The organism is Pseudomonas beijingensis, from assembly GCF_030687295.1.
In the GTDB taxonomy this organism is placed as follows: Bacteria; Pseudomonadota; Gammaproteobacteria; order Pseudomonadales; family Pseudomonadaceae; genus Aquipseudomonas; species Aquipseudomonas beijingensis.
The window spans coordinates 5,531,086-5,546,197 of the sequence record NZ_CP117425.1; the positions used below are offsets into that span (position 1 = coordinate 5,531,086).

General features: G+C 61.8%; 16 protein-coding genes. 9 read left to right on the top strand and 7 right to left on the bottom strand.

What is annotated here, in order from left to right:
• Nucleotides 1-21: 21 nt before the first annotated feature.
• Nucleotides 22-300: a type II toxin-antitoxin system RelE/ParE family toxin gene (locus tag PSH84_RS24555; RefSeq protein ID WP_305483196.1), complete on the top strand. Its 279-nt coding sequence runs from the start codon at nt 22-24 to the stop codon at nt 298-300.
• 15 nt (nt 301-315) lie between these two features.
• Nucleotides 316-603 carry a HigA family addiction module antitoxin gene (locus PSH84_RS24560; RefSeq protein WP_305481938.1) on the top strand — a complete coding sequence of 96 codons (288 nt, stop codon included), beginning with the start codon at nt 316-318 and terminating at the stop codon, nt 601-603.
• Nucleotides 604-609: 6 nt separating this feature from the next.
• Here PSH84_RS24560 and PSH84_RS24565 read toward each other — a convergent pair whose 3' ends face one another.
• Together PSH84_RS24565 and PSH84_RS24570 are read right to left on the bottom strand one after the other, a co-directional pair.
• Complete coding sequence (locus PSH84_RS24565; protein WP_122565096.1) at nt 610-1,176, bottom strand: DJ-1 family glyoxalase III; 567 nt, start codon at nt 1,174-1,176, stop codon at nt 610-612.
• A gap of 160 nt (nt 1,177-1,336) precedes the next feature.
• A complete protein-coding gene (locus PSH84_RS24570) occupies nt 1,337-1,789 on the bottom strand; it encodes a DUF4879 domain-containing protein (protein ID WP_305481939.1) in 453 nt (150 codons plus the stop codon).
• 204 nt (nt 1,790-1,993) lie between these two features.
• On the opposite strand from PSH84_RS24570, the gene PSH84_RS24575 reads away from it, so the two are divergent.
• The 4 genes from PSH84_RS24575 to PSH84_RS24590 all read left to right on the top strand — a co-directional run bounded on the left by PSH84_RS24575 (nt 1,994) and on the right by PSH84_RS24590 (nt 5,959).
• A complete protein-coding gene (locus PSH84_RS24575; RefSeq protein ID WP_305481940.1) occupies nt 1,994-3,289 on the top strand; it encodes an NCS2 family permease in 1,296 nt (431 codons plus the stop codon).
• Nucleotides 3,286-4,365: a tRNA (uridine(54)-C5)-methyltransferase TrmA gene (gene trmA, locus PSH84_RS24580; protein WP_305481941.1), complete on the top strand. Its 1,080-nt coding sequence runs from the start codon at nt 3,286-3,288 to the stop codon at nt 4,363-4,365. The genes PSH84_RS24575 and trmA overlap by 4 nt, the downstream gene beginning before the upstream one ends.
• Nucleotides 4,366-4,661: 296 nt before the next feature.
• On the top strand, nt 4,662-5,102 hold the full coding sequence (gene aroQ / locus PSH84_RS24585) for a type II 3-dehydroquinate dehydratase (protein WP_122565092.1): 441 nt from the start codon (nt 4,662-4,664) through the stop codon (nt 5,100-5,102).
• Between the two features lie 5 nt (nt 5,103-5,107).
• Nucleotides 5,108-5,959, top strand: a complete 852-nt coding sequence (locus tag PSH84_RS24590) for a shikimate dehydrogenase (protein WP_436278777.1) — start codon at nt 5,108-5,110, stop codon at nt 5,957-5,959.
• A gap of 148 nt (nt 5,960-6,107) precedes the next feature.
• Here PSH84_RS24590 and PSH84_RS24595 read toward each other — a convergent pair whose 3' ends face one another.
• Both PSH84_RS24595 and quiC read right to left on the bottom strand, forming a co-directional pair.
• The gene (locus PSH84_RS24595) at nt 6,108-6,785 is read right to left on the bottom strand and encodes a TetR/AcrR family transcriptional regulator (RefSeq protein WP_122565090.1); all 678 of its coding nucleotides are present in this window, start codon (nt 6,783-6,785) and stop codon (nt 6,108-6,110) included.
• Nucleotides 6,786-6,888: 103 nt separating this feature from the next.
• Complete coding sequence (gene quiC / locus PSH84_RS24600; protein ID WP_305468587.1) at nt 6,889-8,790, bottom strand: 3-dehydroshikimate dehydratase QuiC; 1,902 nt, start codon at nt 8,788-8,790, stop codon at nt 6,889-6,891.
• A 282-nt stretch (nt 8,791-9,072) separates the two neighbouring features.
• Between quiC and PSH84_RS24605 the strand changes: the two genes are divergently transcribed.
• On the top strand, nt 9,073-10,410 hold the full coding sequence (locus PSH84_RS24605) for an MFS transporter (protein ID WP_305468588.1): 1,338 nt from the start codon (nt 9,073-9,075) through the stop codon (nt 10,408-10,410).
• A gap of 139 nt (nt 10,411-10,549) precedes the next feature.
• On the opposite strand, the gene PSH84_RS24610 is transcribed toward PSH84_RS24605, so the two are convergent.
• On the bottom strand, nt 10,550-11,428 hold the full coding sequence (locus tag PSH84_RS24610) for a DMT family transporter (protein WP_305468589.1): 879 nt from the start codon (nt 11,426-11,428) through the stop codon (nt 10,550-10,552).
• Nucleotides 11,429-11,680: 252 nt separating this feature from the next.
• On the opposite strand from PSH84_RS24610, the gene ypfJ reads away from it, so the two are divergent.
• Nucleotides 11,681-12,565 (top strand): KPN_02809 family neutral zinc metallopeptidase, encoded by an 885-nt coding sequence (ypfJ, locus tag PSH84_RS24615; protein WP_122565086.1) that lies wholly within the window; start codon nt 11,681-11,683, stop codon nt 12,563-12,565.
• The gene (locus PSH84_RS24620; RefSeq protein ID WP_305481942.1) at nt 12,566-13,513 is read left to right on the top strand and encodes an alpha/beta fold hydrolase; all 948 of its coding nucleotides are present in this window, start codon (nt 12,566-12,568) and stop codon (nt 13,511-13,513) included. It abuts the gene before it with no gap.
• Nucleotides 13,514-13,639: 126 nt separating this feature from the next.
• Here the strand turns inward: PSH84_RS24620 and PSH84_RS24625 are convergent, their stop codons facing one another.
• Both PSH84_RS24625 and tesB read right to left on the bottom strand, forming a co-directional pair.
• The gene (locus tag PSH84_RS24625; RefSeq protein ID WP_305481943.1) at nt 13,640-14,233 is read right to left on the bottom strand and encodes an HAD family hydrolase; all 594 of its coding nucleotides are present in this window, start codon (nt 14,231-14,233) and stop codon (nt 13,640-13,642) included.
• A complete protein-coding gene (gene tesB / locus PSH84_RS24630; RefSeq protein ID WP_024780306.1) occupies nt 14,230-15,099 on the bottom strand; it encodes an acyl-CoA thioesterase II in 870 nt (289 codons plus the stop codon). Before tesB ends, PSH84_RS24625 begins: the two co-directional genes overlap by 4 nt.
• Nucleotides 15,100-15,112 lie beyond the last annotated feature (13 nt).

The following is a 15,112-nucleotide window of genomic DNA, read 5'->3' on the forward strand; positions in this document are numbered from 1 at the left end:
TATCGCCTTACACTCTATTCCATGATTAAATCCTTCCAGCACAAAGGCCTCAGACTCTTTTATGAGACGGGGTCGACCCGTGGTAGCCGGGCGGACCACGGAAAACGCCTGGCCCGTATGCTCCAGTTCATGGACAGGGCGCAGGCCGCCAACGACTTGGATATTCCCGGATGGCGATTGCATCCGCTCAAGGGTGAGCTGGATGGATACTGGTCGCTGGGGGTTTCGGGAAACTGGCGGGTTATTTTTCGTTTCATCGGGTCCGATATCGAACTGGTCGATTATCTGGACTACCACTGATCAGGAGGCTGGAACATGCCCATGCACAATCCGCCACACCCTGGCGAAACCTTGCGGCTGGACGTGTTGCCCGCGCTGGGCATCACGGTCACCGAACTGGCGCGACACCTGGGCTTCGCCCGGCCTCATCTCTCCCGGGTCTTGCATGGTCATGCGCCCTTCAGCCCCGATCTGGCCGTGCGCCTGGAACGGGCCGGGATCGGCAAGGCCAGGGTCTGGCTGGGTGTCCAGACTGACTACGATTTGTGGCAGGCCGAGCGGCGTGAACAGCCTGTGATCGAACCCTTCCCACAGCACGCTTGACGTCTGTCAGGCCAGCAACTCCGCCGCCACCACGCTCCTCACGCCCTTGCCGCTGAGTTGTTCCACCAGCATCAAGGCGAACGCCAGGGCGGCGGCCGAGCCTTGGGCGGTGATGCAGTTGCCATCCACCACCACGGGTTGATCGACGAAGCTGCAACCGGACAGTTGCTGGCTCACTGCCGGCAAGCAGGTCATGCGCCGCTGGCGCAGAAGGCCGCACGCCTGCAGCGCCAGGGCCGGGGCTTCGGCGATGGCGGCGAAGAAACGTCCGGCGGCGGCCTGGTCCTTGAGCAGTTGTTGCAGCGGCTGGTGGGCCGCCAGGTGTTGGGCGCCAATGATGCCGCCCGGCAGGACGATCAGGTCGAAATCTTGCGCAAGCACGTCCACCAGCATGCCATCGGCCGTCAGGCGCGTGCCGCGGGCGCAGGTGAGCATGCGTCGCCCTTCGATGCTCGCCACCACGGTTTCGATCTGCGCTCGACGCAACACGTCGATCAAGGTGACCGTCTGCAAGTCGTCGACACCCTCGGCGACGGCTATCAGGGCTCGGGGGATCTTGGTTCCAGGAATCATGGGCGCTCTCCGCTGGATGATGCTTGTAGTGTAGGAGCTGCCGAAGGCTGCGATCTTTTGATATGCGATTGAGATTCAAGCGTCAGAGGAAAGATCGCCGCCTCGCTGCGCTCGGCAGCTCCTACACAGCGTTTATGCAGTTCCTACGCGGGGAGGCGGACTATTTGATGTACAGCTCGGCCGACATCCGGTTGCCCGGTGCGTTGATCGACTGGTTGCTGAAGCTGAAGGTGCCCTCTTGCTTGCCCTTCAGATCGAAGATGTACAAATAGCCGACGACTTTGGTCCGCACCGAGCAGTCATTGAGATTGCCATTGCTGTACGCACACACTGGCGAGCGGGTGCCGTCGACTTCAAAGCCGTCCAGGGTGACATGGGGCTGGTGGCCATAGCCGACCTCCAGCACATAGACCTTGATCGTCGGGCCGTGGTCGCAACGCGTCTGCGCCTGCCCTTGGGCGATGTCCTCGAAGCCACAGGCCGGCGACTCGACCTTGAGCACCTTGACTTCACTCAAGGGCGGCGCCGACGCGGCAGTGGCGGCCTGCCCGGGCAGCCACAGGCCCAGCGCGCAGCTCATGGCCGCCAGCAGTTTTTTATTCATGTGAACCATAGAGACCTCCCGGAACCGCGCGCAGTATGGCCCACTTGGCGCGTTGGCAAAACATCGACGACGATCGCAGCCACAACGCTACGCTGCTGGTATGATGCGCGGCTTTTTCCGACCCGCAGAAAATTCCCGGGCGCCGCTGGCGACCTGTGCTTTGCTGTTGAGGTCGATACATTCACGGCGCCGGGCGCGCCACGGGGAGCAGACATGCTGGAAAGGCTGTTTCAACTCAAGGCACACAACACCAACGTGCGGACCGAGATCCTGGCGGGCGTCACGACCTTCCTGGCCATGGCCTACATTCTGTTCGTCAACCCGAGCATCCTCGGCGAAACCGGCATGGACAAAGGCGCGGTGTTCGTCGCCACCTGCCTGGCGGCGGCCATTGGTTCCACGGTCATGGGCCTGATCGCCAACTACCCGATCGCCCTAGCGCCGGGCATGGGCCTGAATGCCTTCTTCACCTACACCGTGGTCCTGCACATGGGTCACACCTGGCAAGTGGCGCTGGGCGCGGTGTTCATCTCCGCCGTACTGTTCTTCCTGCTATCGATTTTTCGCATTCGCGAGTGGATCATCAACAGCATCCCGCTGCCGCTGCGCTCGGCCATTGCCGCCGGTATCGGCCTGTTCCTGGCGCTGATCGCCCTGAACAATGCCGGCATCGTGGTGAAAAACCCGGCGACCATGGTCGGCCTCGGCGACTTGAAACAACCGGCGCCGATCCTCGCGACCCTCGGCTTTGTCCTGATCGTCGCCCTCGAAGCACTGAAAGTGCGTGGCGCCGTGCTGATCGGCATCCTGGCGGTCACCCTCGTCTCGATCCTGATGGGCTTCACCCCGTTCGGCGGCATCATCTCCGCGCCGCCGTCCCTGGCCCCAACCTTCCTGCAACTGGACATCAAGGGCGCCCTGGACATTGGCCTGGTGAGCGTGATCTTCGCGTTCCTGTTCGTCGACCTGTTCGACAACTCCGGCACCCTGATCGGCGTCGCCAAGCGCGCCGGGCTGATGGGCAAGGACGGCCACATGCCGAAAATGGGCCGTGCGCTGATCGCCGACAGCACCGCGGCCATGGCCGGTTCGCTGCTGGGCACCTCCACCACCACCAGCTACATCGAGTCGGCGGCGGGCGTCAGTGCTGGCGGCCGTACAGGCCTGACCGCCATCGTGGTGGCGATCCTGTTCCTGCTGGCGCTGTTCTTCTCGCCACTGGCTGCCAGCGTTCCGGCCTTCGCCACTGCGCCGGCCTTGTTGTTCGTCGCCGTGCTGATGACTTCGGGCCTGGCGGAAATCGACTGGGATGACATCACCGTCGCCGCCCCGGTGGTGATCACTGCCCTGGCGATGCCATTCACTTATTCCATCGCCAACGGCATCGCTTTCGGTTTCATCGCCTGGACCGCCATCAAACTGGTGTCTGGCCGTGGCCGTGAGCTGAACTCGGCGCTGGTCATTCTGTCGATCCTGTTCGTGATCAAGTTGGGTTGGTTCAACGCATGACTTTTGATTCCCAGGCCTACGCCGCCCAGTTGCAGGACAAGGTTACTCGCTTGCGTGACCTGCTGGCGCCCTTCGATGCACCGGAACCTGCGGTGTTCGATTCGCCCCTGAAAAACTTTCGCCTGCGAGCCGAATTCCGTCTCTGGCGCGAGGCTGGCGAACGGCACTACGCAATGTTCTCCCAGGACGACAAGCGCACACCGATCCTCATCGAGGAATTTCCCATTGCCAGCCTGCGCATCAACCAGTTGATGCCGCAACTCAAGGCCGCCTGGCAAGCCAGTGCGCCCCTGAGCCATAAGCTGTTCCAGGTGGAGTTCCTGACCACCCTGGCCGGCGATGCGATGATCACCCTGTGCTATCACCGCCCGTTGGACGAGCACTGGCACGTCGCTGCCTCGAAACTGGCGGCCGACCTGGGCGTGAGCATCATCGGTCGCTCCAAGGGCAAGCGGGAAGTGATCGGCCATGACTACGTGGTGGAGAAACTCGACGTCGGCGGTCGTACCTTCAGCTATCGCCAGCCCGAAGGCGCCTTCACCCAGCCCAACGGCACGGTGAACCAGAAGATGCTCAACTGGGCTTTTGAAGCCTTGGGCGAACGCAACGACGATCTGCTGGAGTTGTACTGCGGCAACGGCAACTTCACCCTGCCCCTGGCCACCCGCGTGCGCAAAGTACTGGCCACCGAAATCAGCAAGACCTCGGTGAACGCTGCGTTGAGCAACCTCAGCGAGAATGCTGTGGATAACGTCACGCTGGTGCGCCTGTCCGCCGAAGAACTGACCGAAGCCTTGAACGAAGTCCGGCCGTTCCGCCGCCTGCAGGGCATCGACCTGAAAAGCTATGAATTCGGCAGCGTCTTTGTCGACCCGCCTCGCGCCGGCATGGACCCGGACACCTGCGAGCTGACCCGACGTTTCGACAACATCCTGTACATCTCCTGCAACCCTGACACCCTCGCCGCGAACATTGCGCAACTGAACGACACCCACCGCATCACGCGCTGCGCGTTGTTCGATCAATTTCCTTGGACCCATCACATGGAGTCCGGGGTGTTGTTGACACGTCGTTAAACGCTGGGGCGATCTCCCCTCTGGGCTGGACTGGGCAAAGCTCTGTGGGAGCAAGGCTTGCCCGCGATACAGGTAGAAATTGAGTCGCCTGTATCGCGGGCAAGCCTTGCTCCCACAGATAAAATCCCTCGCCACAATTGCCCTCCCTCACTTCCCAACAATGGTCATGTTCGATCATCGAACACTTATTGCCCGATGACCGCTGCTTTATTTGACCAAATTAACCATCTAGTACAATTTATCTCCACCGGCTGAAACCCCGCCGACACCAACAATAAAAATGTGGAGAAATTGCGATGCCTCCGATCGTTCTGGTGCTCAACGGCCCGAACCTGAACCTGCTCGGCACCCGCGAGCCGGCAACCTACGGCCACGAAACCCTGGCTGACATCTCGTCGCTGTGTGGCCGCGCCGCTGAAGAATTCGGCCTGGGCGTGGAATTTCGCCAGACCAACCAGGAAGGCGAATTGCTCGACTGGATTCACGGTGCCCGTGGCCGGTGTGCCGGTATCGTCATCAACCCGGCGGCCTGGACTCATACATCCGTGGCGATCCGCGATGCGCTGGTGGCCAGCGAAGTGCCGGTCATCGAAGTTCACCTGTCCAACGTCCACTCCCGCGAGACCTTCCGCCATCACTCCTTCGTCTCATCCGTCGCTATCGGCGTGATGTGCGGGTTTGGCAGCCATGGTTATCGCCTGGCCCTGGAACATTTCAGTCAGCGGTTGAAGGGTTGATGAGCATGTCGAATATCACTGTGCTCGCCGGCCTGATCGGCGCGGGCATCCAGGCCTCTCGCACACCAGCCCTCCATGAACGCGAAGGCGATGCCCAGGGCATGCGTTACCTCTATCGGCTGATCGACCTCGATGCCTTGCAACTCGACAGCGGCGCCCTGCCCGATTTACTGAGCGCCGCCGAGCGCATGAACTTCACCGGCCTGAACATTACCTTCCCCTGCAAGCAGGCGATCATCCCGTTGCTCGATGAGCTTTCACCCGAGGCCCGAGGCATTGGCGCAGTGAATACCGTGGTGTGGAAGAATGGCAAACGCATCGGCCACAACACCGATTGCCTGGGGTTCGCCGAAGGTTTCCGTCGCGGCCTGGGTGATGTTTCCCGTCGACGCGTGGTTCAGATGGGCGCCGGTGGCGCTGGCGCGGCCGTGGCCCACGCGCTGCTGGCAGAAGGCGTACAGACGCTGAGTATCTTTGATGTCGAGGTCAGCCGTGCCGAGGCCCTGGCAAATAACCTGAACCAACACTTCGGCGCCGGCCGCGCCCGGGCCGGGCATGACTTGACCAGCGCCATGGCCGAAGCCGATGGCCTGGTGAACACGACGCCCATGGGCATGGCGAAACTGCCAGGCATGCCAGTGCCGGTCGAATTGTTGCGGGGCGAGTTGTGGGTTGCGGAAATCGTTTACTTCCCGCTGGAAACCGAACTGCTGCGCAACGCCCGTGCCCTCGGCTGCCGCACGCTGGATGGCGGCAACATGGCGGTGTTCCAGGCGGTGAAGGCCTTCGAGCTGTTCAGCGGCGTGGCGCCGGATGCGCAGCGGATGCTGGCGCATTTTCAAAGCATGAATCACTAAGACCGGGTGACAATCCCTTGTGGGAATGACTTGTGGGAGCGAGCTTGCTCGCGATGGCGGCGTGTCAGTCACTTCAATACCGACTGATCCACCGCTATCGCGAGCAAGCTCGCTCCCACATAAGCCCGCACACACATCAGGTTCGGTGTCAGGCCTGCAAGTATCTCAACACCGACTCACACACCATCTGCCGATGCCGCTGCTTGACCGCTTCGTCCGACAAATCGATCTGAAAGATCTCACCGAACGTCTGGCGATTGGATACCCGGTAGAAACAGAACGAGCTGATCAGCAGATGCACATCCAGCGGCTCGAGGCCGGCACGGAACACGCCCTCTTCGGCGCCCCGCCGCAAGATCACGCCCAGGGAATCGAGGATGGTGTTGGTCATCGCCTTGATCGTGCCTGACTGCTTCACGTATTCGGCGTTGTGGATATTCTCGATGCAGACGATGCGCACGAAATCCACGTTGCGATCGTGGTGGTCGAAGGTGAATTCCACCAGGCGCCGGATCGCGTCGACCGGGGCCAGTTCCGCCAGATGCAAGCGGCTCTCGGTGGTGCGGATATCGCCGTAGAGTTTTTCCAGCACCTCGACGTACAACTGCTCCTTGCTGCCGAAGTAGTAGTAGATCATGCGCTTGGAGGTGTGGATGCGCTCGGCAATGGCATCAACCCGGGCGCCGGCCAGGCCTTGCTGGACGAACTCGACGATGGCTTCCTGAAGAATGTTTTCCCGGGTCTTTTCCGGGTTGTTCTTGCGACTCTTGCGCGGCGTGGCGACGGGTTCGTCGAGCGCTGCGGAAAGCTCTGGATTCATAGTCATTGCGGGGCTCACGGCCATCACTGCACAGGCTGGCGATTATGGGCCGCACCGTGCAGTGAAGGAAGCCACGGCGTTGCCCTTTACCGCAGCGTTTACGATTTCCCTACAACTTGGCGTGCCGCAAACCACCGCTGCGGGACTTGGCCATGGCCGCCAGGCGCACCGCGACGTTGGCGGCGCCATAACCGGCGTAACCGTTCTTGCGCTGGATAATTTCAAAGAAAAACCGCCCCTCGAACGGCTCGGTGTAGACGTGGAACAGCTCGCCACCCTGGGCATCGCGGTCGTACAGCACGTTGAAATAGGCCAGTTCGCTGAGGAACTCGTCGTCGAAATCGAAACGCGCCGCCAGGTCGTCGTAATAGTTGAGCGGAATGTCCAGCAACGGTACGCCCGCCTCTTTGGCACGACTGACCTGGGCGAAGATGTCATCACAATCGAAGGCGATGTGATGCACGCCGGAGCCGCGATAACTCGACAGCGCGTGTGAGATCGCGGTGTTGCGGTTCTCGGAAATGTTCAGCGGCAAGCGGATCGAACTGCAGCGGCTGCGCAGGGCACGGCTTTTTACCAGGCCATAGGGGTCGGGCAAGACCACTTCGTCGTCGGCCTCGAAATCCAGCAGGCTCTTGTAGAACAGCACCCAACTGTCGAGGCTGTCGGCCGGCAGCGCCATCGCCATGTGGTCGATGCGCTTGAGCCCGGCCCCGATCACCGCACCCGGCTGCAGGTTGAAATCGGTGCCATAGACGTCGGCTTCCTGGTCCACCAGGTAGATCAGGCTACCATCCGGTGCGCGCACCGCCGCCAGCTCCAGCTCATTGGGCCCCACCAGCCCGCGATAAGGCTGGCCCTTGTAGGCAACCGCCCGCTCCAAGGCGCTGGCACTGTTTTTCACGCGCACGGCGGTGGCGCACAACGAAGGCCCATGGGCTTCGAAAAAGCTGTGGGCGAAGGAGTACGGTTCGCTGTTGAGGATCAGGTTTATATCACCCTGGCGCAGCAGGCTGACATTCTTCGAACGGTGCTGGCCGGCCTTGACGAACCCCAGGCGCTCCAGCCAATGGGAGAGCTTGGCGCCGAGGCTATCGTCCACGGCAAACTCGAGGAACTCGATGCCGTCGTATTCGCTGGCCGGCGGCGTGGCGAACAGGATATCGGCCTTGCCAATGGCGCTCTCGTCTTCGGCCAGGCGCTGGCGGGTCTTTTCTTCCAGGTACAGCAGCGAGCGCAGGCCGTCGGCGGCATTGGCCCGTGGCGGCGCGGCGCGGAAGCCGTCGTTGAAGATCTCCAGCGACAGCGGCCCGGTATAACCACTCTTGATGATCGGCGCCAGGAACCCCGGCAAGTCGAACTCGCCCTGTCCCGGGAAACAACGGAAATGCCGGCTCCACTCCAAAACGTCCATGGCCAGGATCGGCGCGTCGGCCATTTGCACGAAGAAGATCTTCTCCCCCGGAATCTCGGCGATGGCGCTCGGGTCGCCCTTGAGGGACAAGGTATGGAAGCTGTCGAGCAACACCCCAAGGCTGGGGTGATCGGCCTGGCGCACGATGCTCCAGACCTGTTGATACGTATTGACGTGGCGGCCCCAGGCCAGCGCTTCGTAACCGATACGCAAGCCCCGCGCACCGGCCCGTTCGGCCAACAGGCGCAGGTCATCGATCAGGATCTGCTCGTCGCCGACGCTGTCGGCCGAGGCATTGCTGCACACCAACACCAGGTCGGTGCCCAGTTCCTGCATCAAGTCGAACTTGCGCTCGGCCCGCTCCAGGTTGCGCGCCAGACGATCACGACGGCAGCCTTCGAAGTCACGAAACGGTTGGAATAAGGTGATGGCGATGCCCAGGTCGACGCACATCTGCCTGATTTCCCGCGGGCTGCCATCGTAATAGAGAAGGTCGTTCTCGAAGATTTCCACCCCGTCAAAACCGGCGGCGGCAATGGCTTCGAGTTTTTCCGGCAAGGTACCGCTCAAGGATACGGTGGCAATGGAACGCTGCATGACGTCGGCTCCCGGGACAGGCATCGGCGACAAAAGGTGCGCCGCTTTTGAAAATGCTCTTAAAAGAGTCAGCCGATTATTGAGCTGCCGGTTTCTTTCAGCAATTTAATATGTACCATTCAGTTAGTTTTTTGGGCGATTATCGAACAAAATGCCGATTGCCGAATTGACGATTTTTTGCTCACTGCGCACCATCGCTCCCACATCGGCCCAGGCCCTGATCGCCGACGTCGATGGACAGACCCAGACCGACCATAAGAATTTCAAAAACGGGTACACGCTATGATTCCTTCCCAAAGTTCCCGCCTGGCCCCAGGCCTGGGTGCCTCCACCGGCAGCGTCGCTGACAAGATCCGCGGCGCCATGGCCGTGGGCAAGACCCGTTGGGGCATGCTCGCCCTGGTGTTTTTCGCCACCACCCTGAACTACATCGACCGCGCCGCCCTGGGCGTCATGCAGCCGATCCTGGCCAAGGAAATGAGCTGGACGGCGATGGATTACGCCAACATCAACTTCTGGTTCCAGGTCGGTTATGCCATCGGCTTCGTGTTGCAGGGGCGGCTGATCGACCGGATCGGCGTCAAGCGCGTGTTCTTCTGCGCCGTGCTGCTCTGGAGCCTGGCGACCGGCGCCCATGGCCTGGCCACGTCGGCAGTGGGCTTCATGGTCTGCCGCTTCATCCTCGGCCTCACCGAAGCTGCCAACTACCCGGCCTGCGTGAAGACCACCCGGCTGTGGTTCCCAGCGGGCGAACGGGCCGTGGCCACGGGTATTTTCAACGCCGGGACCAACGTCGGCGCGATGTTCACCCCGATGCTGCTGCCGCTGGTGCTGCACGTGTGGGGGTGGCAGGCCGCGTTCCTGTGCATGGCCGCCCTGGGCGGGATCTGGCTGCTGTTCTGGGGCTTGAAATACTTCAACCCCGAAGACCACCCCACCGTCAAACAGTCTGAACTGGACTACATCCAGGCCCAGGACGAACCGGACCAGGTTCGCGTACCGTTCTCACGTATCCTGCGCATGCGCGGCACCTGGGCGTTCGCCCTGGCCTACTCGATCACCGCGCCGGTGTTCTGGTTCTACCTCTATTGGTTGCCGCCGTTCCTGAACCAGCAATACAACCTGGGCATCAACGTGACCCAGATGGGCATCCCACTGATCATCATCTACCTCACCGCCGACTTCGGCAGCGTGGGCGGCGGGATCCTGTCGTCGTTCCTGATCGGCCGCGGCCTCAATCCGATCAAGGCGCGGCTGGTGTCCATGCTGCTGTTCGCCTGCTGCATCATCGGCGTGATCATGGCCGCCGGTGCCAGCAACCTGTGGATGGCGGTGTTCGCCATTTCCCTGGCCATCGGCGCGCACCAGGCCTGGACTGCCAACATCTGGAGCCTGGTGATGGACTACACGCCCAAGCACATGATGAGCACGGTGTTCGGCTTCGGCGGCATGTGCGCGGCCATCGGCGGGATGTTCATGACCCAGTTGGTGGGCCACATCCTCACGATCACCAACAACAACTACACCGTGTTGTTCACCCTGATCCCGGCGATGTACTTCATTGCCCTGACCTGGCTGTACTTCATGGCGCCGCGCAAGGTGCCGACCCTGGAAAACTGATTGCAGTCAGCCCGGGATTATTTATCCCAATGTGGGAGCAAGGCTTGCCCGCGATGAAGACGATGCGGTCCTAAGTGAACCGAGGTGCCCTCATCGCGGGCAAGCCTTGCTCCCACAATTGATCCCTTCACAATCGGTGTTAAGCCCGCCGCTGTTGCCACGCCGCCGCCAACCCACTCAAGCAGATCAGCGCGATGCCCACCACAGTGGTCAGCGTCGGCGTATGGTTGAACAATAACCAGCCCAGCAGCCCGGCAAACACGATCTGGCAATACCCGAACGGCGCGAGCAGCGCCGGGGCGGCAAAGCGGAAGGCTTGGGTCAGCATCAGGTGCGCGGTCATCCCGCAGGCCCCCAGCGCCAACATCATCACCCCGTGCATCAGGCTCGGCACTTGCCAGAAGAACGGCACCAGTGCGCTCATCACCAATGTGTTGCACAGGCCGGCGAAGAAATTGCTGGTGGTCGGGCTGTCGATCTCGCTGAGCTTGCGCGTGAGCAGTTGGTAGAAACAGAAAAACAGCGCCGAACAGAATGGCAACAACACCGCCGGGGTAAACAGATCGCCGCCGGGATGGACGATGATCAACACCCCGATAAAACCGAAGATCACCGCGATCCATTGACCGCGTGTCACGTGTTCCCCCAGCAACGGTACCGACAACGCGGTCACCAGCACGGGCGCAAGGAAGTTGACCGCCGTCGCCTCCGCCAGTGGGATGAACATCAACGCAGTGGTGAAAAACAAACTGGTGCCCAGCAGGCACAACGCCCGGGCCAACTGCCACAACGGGCGCTTGGTACGCAAAACCCGCAACCCCGAACGCGGCAGGAAGATCCCCGCCATCAACAAGGTGTGCACCACGTAACGCGCCCAGACCACCATGATGATCGGATAAAAACCCGACAGATATTTGGACAACGCGTCATGACTGGAGAACAGGAACGTTGCAACCAGAATAAGCACGATGCCCTTGAAAGCCTGATTGACGCCGGAGAGCGGTGTGCTGACGGTCATGAGGGAAACCTGCGTTGCTTGATGTAAGGGCCGTGACGCACGATGCAGTTGTTGGGCCAGCGAGCATACCGATAAGTTCTGAATTCGAAGTGTAATGAAAATTGCGCAGCCAGGCAGGATTGGCTCACCGCTGAACCAAAACTCGCCTTCGTTGCCTGACAGCTCAAGCGCGGCGCGCACCTTGGGCGCCTAAAAGCTAGACTCATCGCCACAGCAGTCATTTTTAGCAGGGTCATTCAGAGGATTTTCCACATGTTATGGAAAAAAGGTCGCCGCAGTGACAACGTGGTGGACGCCCGTGGTGACGGTGGGGGCGGTGGCGGGATGCGTTTCGGCGGCGGCAAGGGATTGAGCCTGACGGCCATTATCCTGATCGTCGGCATCGGCTGGATCACCGGCCAGGACCCGATGCAGATTCTCGGGCAACTGGCCGGGCAGATGGACCAGTCCGCGCCTGCCACTTCACAAACCCGCCAGGCGCCACCGGCCAACGATGAACAGGCCGAGTTCGTGCGCTCGATCCTCGGCGATACCGAAGACACCTGGGGCCAGGTCTTCCAGCAGGCCGGACGCCAGTACCAGCAACCCAAACTGGTGTTGTTCAGCGGTCGAGTCAACTCGGCCTGCGGCCTGGCCTCCTCGGCGACCGGTCCGTTCTATTGCCCGGCGGACCGGCAGGTCTACCTGGACATGAGTTTCTTCAAGGAAATGTCCCAACGCTTCGCCGCCGCCGGAGACTTCGCCCAAGCCTACGTCATCGCCCACGAAGTCGGTCACCATGTGCAAACGCTGCTCGGCGTGTCGGCGAAAATCCAGGAAGCCCGCCAGCAAGGCCGGCAGATGGAGGGCGACGGCGGCTTGTTGGTACGCCAGGAATTGCAGGCCGATTGCCTGGCCGGGGTCTGGGCCAACCATGCGCAAAAACGCCTGAACTGGCTGGAGCCGGGGGACATCGAGGAAGCCTTGACCGCCGCCAACGCCATCGGTGATGACCGCTTGCAGCAACAAGGCCAGGGCCGCGTCGTGCCGGACTCCTTCACCCATGGCACTTCGGCGCAGCGGGTGCGCTGGTTCAAGACCGGCTTCGCCCAGGGCCAGGTCAGCCAGTGCGACACGTTCGCGGCGAAAAACCTGTAGATGAAGTGGGGGGCGTTGATCGGGCTGGTGCTGTGCTGCACCGTTGCCCAGGGCGAGGAACACGGCGTCAACGTGGTCGCCCAAGGGCGCCTGCAATTCAAGGGCGGCGCCATGGCCGTCGCCGTCAGCCCGCCCCCGGCGTCTATCCAGCGCGTACTGATCATCCTTCATGGTCGGCTGCGCAATGCCGAAACCTACCTGCACAGCGCCGAAAAAGCGGCCGAGCAGGCCGGGCAACAGGGCACGACGCTGATCATCGCCCCACAATTTCTCAACGAGCAGGACGTGGCTCGCCACACATTGCCCAATGAGCTGCTGCGCTGGCGGGGCAATGACTGGATGGCCGGTGGCTTGTCCACGGGGCCCAATCCGGTCAGTTCTTTCCAGGTTCTCGACGACATCGTCGCGCGGGTCAGTGATCGGCAGCAGTTTCCCGAGGTGAAGGAGATCGTCATCGCTGGCCATTCCGGCGGCGCCCAAGTCGTGCAGCGCTATGCCCTGCTCGCCCACGGCCAATACCGGATCAACCCGCGGTTTGTCATCGCCAACCCATCGTCCTATGCCTACTTCGATGCGCAACGGCCCATGGCGTTCGACCCGGCCAGTTGTCCTGGCTTCAACCGCTGGAAATACGGCCTGCAGGACCTGCCCGCCTATGCCAGCGGGCAAACGCCTGCCCGCCTGGAGGAGAACTACGTCAAGCGCGACATCGTTTATCTGCTCGGGCAGCAGGATACCGACCCGGAGCATCCGGCGCTGGACAAGGGTTGTGAAGCGCAAACCCAAGGTCCGTATCGGTTACTGCGCGGGCATTTCTTTTTCGACTACCTGACCCGGCGTCATCCCGAGGGATTGAACCAGCGGCTGATCGAAGTGCCGGGGGTCGGGCACAATGGGAGTGGGATGTTCAATTCGCCGGAGGGGTTAAAGGTATTGTTTGGGCGGTAAGCCTTGTGGTGGCTTATAGGGCCTCATCGCGAGCAAGCTCGCTCCCACAGGGTTTTCTGCGTTCGCCACAGATCCATTGTGGGAGCGAGCTTGCTCGCGATGGCGGCTAGCCAGCCAATATCAATCTCAAGCAAAAAGCATCCGCCGCAACTCGACACAATCGCGCGCATGCCAATCCGTCAGCTCCGGCCATGGATTGTCCGGCAGGTTCACCAACACCGTCCGCGACCCTGCAGCACGACCGCAGTCCAGGTCGAAGCGATAGTCACCCACCATCACCATCGTGTCAGGCGCCACGTTCCAGGCCTCGGCCAGTCTCAACAGGCCACCGGGATGTGGCTTGGGCGGGGCCTCGTCGCGGCCCAGCACATCCTCCACGGCGAAGCAGTCCGCCAGGCCAATGGCCTCCAGGGTCACGTGGGCCAGTTCGCGGGCGTTGCGGGTCAGGATCCCCAGGCGATAGCCGCGACCGGCCAGCTCTCGCACCAATTCGACCGCGCCAGGCGCAGGCTTGGAGCCCAGCGCCAGGTCCCGTTCGTGTTCCAGCAACCAGGCATGCTTGGCCGCCGCTTCCTCAGCGGGCAACCCTGCCAGATGAGTGAGGATGTCATCTTCGGCCGGAATCGCCAGGGCCACGCGGATCGCCGCGAAGTCATGCACGGCGATCGTCAACGTGCCGTCCATGTCGAACACCCAGTGCCGAACCTCGGACAGGCTCATGCCCAGTCCTTGCGGTGACGAATCAGGCCTTCCTGGGTGACCGAGGCCACCAGTTGCCCGGCGCGGTTGAACACGCTGCCACGGGAAAAACCACGGGAATTGCCGGCCCACGGGCTGTCCATGGCGTAGAGCAACCAGTCATCGGCGCGCAGGTCGGCATGGAACCACAAGGCGTGGTCGAGGCTGGCGACCTGCATGTCTTTCTGCCAGACCGATTTACCGTGGGGCAACATCGAGGTGGTCAATAGACCGAAGTCCGACGCATAGGCCAGCAGGTATTTGTGCAAGGCCGGCGAATCCGCCAAGGCGCCATCGGCACGGAACCACACGTATTTCACCGGGTCGGCCGGCTGCGGGTTGTAAGGGTCTTTTTCGGTGACCGGGCGCACCTCGATCGGCTTGGGGCACAGCAGTTTTTCACGCATGTGCTCGGGCAGCAGGTGCGCGCGCTGCTGGGTCAGCTCCAGTTCGGACGGCAGGTTTTCCGGGCCGACAACCTGCGGCATGGTGCTCTGGTGCTCAAAACCCTGTTCGTCGTACTGGAACGACGCACTGCAGGTGAAAATCGGGTTGCCCTTCTGGATCGCCGTCACCCGGCGGGTGCTGAAACTGCCGCCGTCACGCACCCGGTCCACCTGGTAGACCACAGGCAGCGCGGCATCGCCCGGACGCAGGAAATAACCGTGCATCGAATGCACATGGCGCGCCTCTTCCACGGTCTGGCTGGCCGCCGACAACGACTGGCCCAATACCTGGCCGCCGAACAACTGGCGAAACCCCAAATCCTGGCTGCGACCGCGAAACAGGTTCTCTTCGATCGGTTCCAGGGTCAGCAGGTCGACCAGATCTTCCAACACGTGGCTCATTCAGACTTTCCTC

What these genes read in the sequence shown, in the direction of transcription:
- PSH84_RS24590 (WP_436278777.1), top strand. Translation starts at nt 5,108, where the DNA reads ATGTCGAATATCACTGTGCTCGCCGGCCTGATCGGCGCGGGCATCCAG.
- PSH84_RS24595 (WP_122565090.1), bottom strand. Translation starts at nt 6,785, where the DNA reads ATGACTATGAATCCAGAGCTTTCCGCAGCGCTCGACGAACCCGTCGCC.
- PSH84_RS24620 (WP_305481942.1), top strand. Translation starts at nt 12,566, where the DNA reads ATGAAGTGGGGGGCGTTGATCGGGCTGGTGCTGTGCTGCACCGTTGCC.
- PSH84_RS24555 (WP_305483196.1), top strand. Translation starts at nt 22, where the DNA reads ATGATTAAATCCTTCCAGCACAAAGGCCTCAGACTCTTTTATGAGACG.
- PSH84_RS24610 (WP_305468589.1), bottom strand. Translation starts at nt 11,428, where the DNA reads ATGACCGTCAGCACACCGCTCTCCGGCGTCAATCAGGCTTTCAAGGGC.
- PSH84_RS24605 (WP_305468588.1), top strand. Translation starts at nt 9,073, where the DNA reads ATGATTCCTTCCCAAAGTTCCCGCCTGGCCCCAGGCCTGGGTGCCTCC.
- PSH84_RS24575 (WP_305481940.1), top strand. Translation starts at nt 1,994, where the DNA reads ATGCTGGAAAGGCTGTTTCAACTCAAGGCACACAACACCAACGTGCGG.
- PSH84_RS24570 (WP_305481939.1), bottom strand. Translation starts at nt 1,789, where the DNA reads ATGGTTCACATGAATAAAAAACTGCTGGCGGCCATGAGCTGCGCGCTG.
- tesB (WP_024780306.1), bottom strand. Translation starts at nt 15,099, where the DNA reads ATGAGCCACGTGTTGGAAGATCTGGTCGACCTGCTGACCCTGGAACCG.
- ypfJ (WP_122565086.1), top strand. Translation starts at nt 11,681, where the DNA reads ATGTTATGGAAAAAAGGTCGCCGCAGTGACAACGTGGTGGACGCCCGT.
- PSH84_RS24625 (WP_305481943.1), bottom strand. Translation starts at nt 14,233, where the DNA reads ATGAGCCTGTCCGAGGTTCGGCACTGGGTGTTCGACATGGACGGCACG.
- PSH84_RS24565 (WP_122565096.1), bottom strand. Translation starts at nt 1,176, where the DNA reads ATGATTCCTGGAACCAAGATCCCCCGAGCCCTGATAGCCGTCGCCGAG.
- PSH84_RS24560 (WP_305481938.1), top strand. Translation starts at nt 316, where the DNA reads ATGCCCATGCACAATCCGCCACACCCTGGCGAAACCTTGCGGCTGGAC.
- aroQ (WP_122565092.1), top strand. Translation starts at nt 4,662, where the DNA reads ATGCCTCCGATCGTTCTGGTGCTCAACGGCCCGAACCTGAACCTGCTC.
- quiC (WP_305468587.1), bottom strand. Translation starts at nt 8,790, where the DNA reads ATGCAGCGTTCCATTGCCACCGTATCCTTGAGCGGTACCTTGCCGGAA.
- trmA (WP_305481941.1), top strand. Translation starts at nt 3,286, where the DNA reads ATGACTTTTGATTCCCAGGCCTACGCCGCCCAGTTGCAGGACAAGGTT.